At 64.0% G+C, this 3,314-nt stretch carries 4 protein-coding genes and 1 pseudogene; all 5 read right to left on the bottom strand.

Features of this window, described 5'->3' with window-relative positions; all coding sequences use genetic code 11:
- Positions 1-162 precede the first annotated feature (162 nt).
- Positions 163-1,032, bottom strand: a complete 870-nt coding sequence (locus tag VN004_RS08225) for a PaaX family transcriptional regulator C-terminal domain-containing protein (protein WP_325608822.1) — start codon at positions 1,030-1,032, stop codon at positions 163-165.
- 130 nt (positions 1,033-1,162) lie between these two features.
- Positions 1,163-1,783 (bottom strand): urease accessory protein UreG, encoded by a 621-nt coding sequence (ureG, locus tag VN004_RS08220; protein ID WP_325608820.1) that lies wholly within the window; start codon positions 1,781-1,783, stop codon positions 1,163-1,165.
- A gap of 2 nt (positions 1,784-1,785) precedes the next feature.
- Positions 1,786-2,202 carry a hypothetical protein gene (locus tag VN004_RS08215; protein WP_325608818.1) on the bottom strand — a complete coding sequence of 139 codons (417 nt, stop codon included), beginning with the start codon at positions 2,200-2,202 and terminating at the stop codon, positions 1,786-1,788.
- On the bottom strand, positions 2,199-2,852 hold the full coding sequence (locus tag VN004_RS08210; RefSeq protein ID WP_325608816.1) for an urease accessory protein UreF: 654 nt from the start codon (positions 2,850-2,852) through the stop codon (positions 2,199-2,201). Before VN004_RS08210 ends, VN004_RS08215 begins: the two co-directional genes overlap by 4 nt.
- A 259-nt stretch (positions 2,853-3,111) precedes the next feature.
- Positions 3,112-3,314, bottom strand: a pseudogene (locus VN004_RS08205) (urease accessory protein UreE); the annotation flags it as partial.

Genomic DNA, 3,314 nt, shown 5'->3' with positions numbered 1-3,314 from the left:
TGCGCTTCGCGCGTATTCAGCGATTGCGTGTACATCGACGTCTCTCCGCTCGCCCTCGTGCCGGGTTCGCCCCGAACTCTTCTTCAGAACATATATAATATTACAAAATATACCATCGTCAAGTTTTCTTGTAATATTTCCACCGCACCGGGGACAATGCCATCAGCCCGAAAAACGGCTGTAAAACGCGGCCGCAGGCGGCGGCAACGGCCCCTTTTCGGTCTGCCCGCGTCGATCGAGAAAGCGTTCGGACCGCGCGATCAGCCGTTCGTAAATCCGCCCTGCAAGAGCGCGTGCGGCATCGCCCTGCCAATCCTCGGGCAACAGGTCCCGCGGCAAGCCGGGGTCGCGCAGCACCACCCTGCGAAAGGCGTGGATGAGCAGGGTGCGCGCGACCAGCGCATCCTCGTCACCCAGCGCCTCGCTTTCGAGGATCGAGGCCAGCGGCGAAAATTGCGCAACGAAATCGCGATAGGCCTGGGATACCTCCTGCAGGCGCCAGGCATCCGCGACCAGCGTGCGCCGGTCCCTTTCGCTCGGCGTGAGTTCGAACAGATGCTCGCGGCCCTGCAACGCTTTCGGTAGGCCGCCAAAGCCGACATGGATGGCGGATGAGAGCTGTGCGAATCCGGCGGCCTTCAATCCCGCCCGCAACGCCGCGACGTCCTCGGCGGCCGGCCCGATCAGCGCGACGCAAAGCGCGCCGCTGCGCACCGGCACCGACGAATAGATGCGTTGCGTCGCCTGCAGGAATTCGTCCTCGCCGCTGCGCGACAGGCGGTAATAGCTGGCGCGCCCCTGCTTGGTGCTCGACAGCCATCCGTCCGACGACAGACGCGACACCGCCGTGCGTACATGGCCGGCGTCGATGTCGAACAACGCCATGATCTCGATCAGCGATCCGATCCAGAGCGAACCGCCGCGCGGCGCGATGGCGTCGCCATAGAGCGTGACGATCAGGGACCAGATGCGCGCCGGCTTTCGCGCATGGAATTGCTTGAGAAGAGCCGCGATGGGTGGACTGAGTGCCATTTGCCGGCGTCATTGCCGGGCTTGACCCGGCAATCCATCATGGGGATTCCCTTCATACGCAGAAGATGGATGCGCGGGTCAATAGGCGTCCTTGACGCCGTCTTCGATGGCTATGCCCGCGCATGACCCCTTACACTCCGAGCCCGCCCTTCTCCTCGATGAAGCGGGCGATGTCCTCCACGCCCTTGCCTTCGCGCATATTCGCGAACACGAAGGGCCGCACCCCGCGCATCTTCTTCGCGTCGCGTTCCATCACCTCGAGCGAAGCGCCGACATAAGGCGCGAGATCGATCTTGTTGATGACGAGGAGATCGGAGCGCGTGATGCCGGGCCCGCCTTTCGACGGGATCTTGTCGCCGGCCGCGACGTCGATGACGTAGATCGTAAGATCTGCGAGTTCGGGCGAGAAAGTCGCGGCGAGATTGTCGCCGCCCGACTCGATCAGCACGAGATCGAGATCGGGGAAGCGCTTTCGCATGTCGGCGACCGCGGCGAGATTGATCGAGGCATCCTCACGAATCGCGGTGTGCGGGCACCCGCCGGTCTCGACGCCGGCAATGCGCTCGGGCGCCAGCGCACCGGACCGCACGAGATATTCCGCATCCCATTTGGTGTAGATGTCGTTCGTGATCGCCGCGATGTCGTAGCGCTCGCGCAAACGCTTGCACAGGAGGTCCATCAGCGCGGTCTTGCCCGATCCGACCGGACCGCCGACCCCCACGCGCAACGGGCCGTTTGGATTCTTGCTCATGCTTACTTCACCGGTTTCCACGTCCAGCGGAAATTGCTTTCCTTGAAACTGTCCGCGCGCTTCTTGTTTGCCTTTTTCATGTCGCCGAGCGGCTTGCCCTTCGCATCGAGATACACGCGGTCGGCCTCGATCGTAAGGCTGCGCTTGCCAATATCACATTCGTAGGGCGAGGCACGCGCGCCGGACAATTCTGTCCATTGATTGCCGTGCCGGAAACCGGTGCAAATGACGGCTTCCGCCTTCAGGTCGTTCTTTTTCAGTTCGTCGTTGATTTCTGCGGTGAGCCTCGCATCGGTTTTCACCGCATCCAGCACGTCGTCGAGACCAAGGCTGCCGCCGCCCTGCGCGACGGCGAGGCCGGCACTGACGGCGAAAACACTCGCGGCTGCGCACAATATCAGAAGGAACGTCCGGATCATGACCTGAACAACCTCGTATATTGCGTTTCATGCCGCATCGAGGCGAGATCGGCGCGCAAAACCGCGCCTCCAATATCGTCAAGCGAAGCCGCGCGTGCACGCGCCACCGTAAGCGCAATCGGCTTTTCCAGCGCCGCGAGAACGCGCTGGCCATCGGTCTGGCCGAGCGGGATCAACCGCACGCCGGCCGAAATCCAGTTGGCGGCCACCGCATGCAGGAAGGCGGGCAGCGCCACCTCGAGCGCGATCCCGTGTCCCGCGCAAGTGGCGCCAACCGCGGTCGGATAGGCGAGCGGCCCATCCCATGCAGCATCGAGCATTGTGATCGCCTCGCATGGCCACGCACTGCGAACGGCGTCGCGAAAGGCGCGGCCCTGCGCGGTCGTTTCGAGATGCCGCTCCCTGGACGGTGAGAACGCGGCGGCGAGTTCGGCGACGGCGCGAAGCGCGGCGGAATCGCCGGCGCACACCGCGCGATGCGTCTGCGCGAACAGCACACCATCGCAGAAGCCTCCGCCGTCCGTCATCATCAGCGACAGCCAGTCGGTGAGACTTGCCGCATCGTGAATGTCGCCGGCCTCCACCGCCCATTCGATGCCGCTGGAATAGGAAAAGGCGCCGACCGGAAACGACGGCGAGAGCCACGCCATCAGCCGATAGAGGGCGGCAGCTTCCCGCGTTTGCTCCTTGCCGAAGTCTTTCTCCCCGCTTGCACCAGCCTGTTCCCTCCCCCCTTGCGGGGGAGGGCTAGGGAGGGGGGTGCAATTCGATTTTCCGTCACGCTGAAGACCCCCCTCCCGCCCGCCCTCGCCCTGCTCGGGCGGGCGACCTCCCCCGCAAGGGGGGAGGTGAACACGCGAAGAGCGTTTGCGCTCCCCCTGCCCCTTCACCAGCGGCAGACTGTTGCGCTTACCGCTCATGGTCATGGCCGTGGTTATGGTGGTGAGCGTGGCCGTGGTGATCGTGATGATGGTCGTGGTGATGATGATGTCCGTGGCCGTGATGATGGTGCCCGTGCGCATGGCCATGCGCATGGCTGTGCGGCACCGTCGCCTGCGGATCGAACGGTGCTTCGACGAGCGAGACTGATGCGCCGAGCCCCCGCAGCATGT

Origin of the sequence: Pseudorhodoplanes sp., from assembly GCF_035565855.1 — a bacterium.
Lineage (GTDB): Bacteria > Pseudomonadota > Alphaproteobacteria > Rhizobiales > Xanthobacteraceae > Pseudorhodoplanes.
The sequence above is the reverse complement of the archived record's forward strand: the minus strand, read 5'-3'. Positions and strand labels throughout refer to the sequence as shown.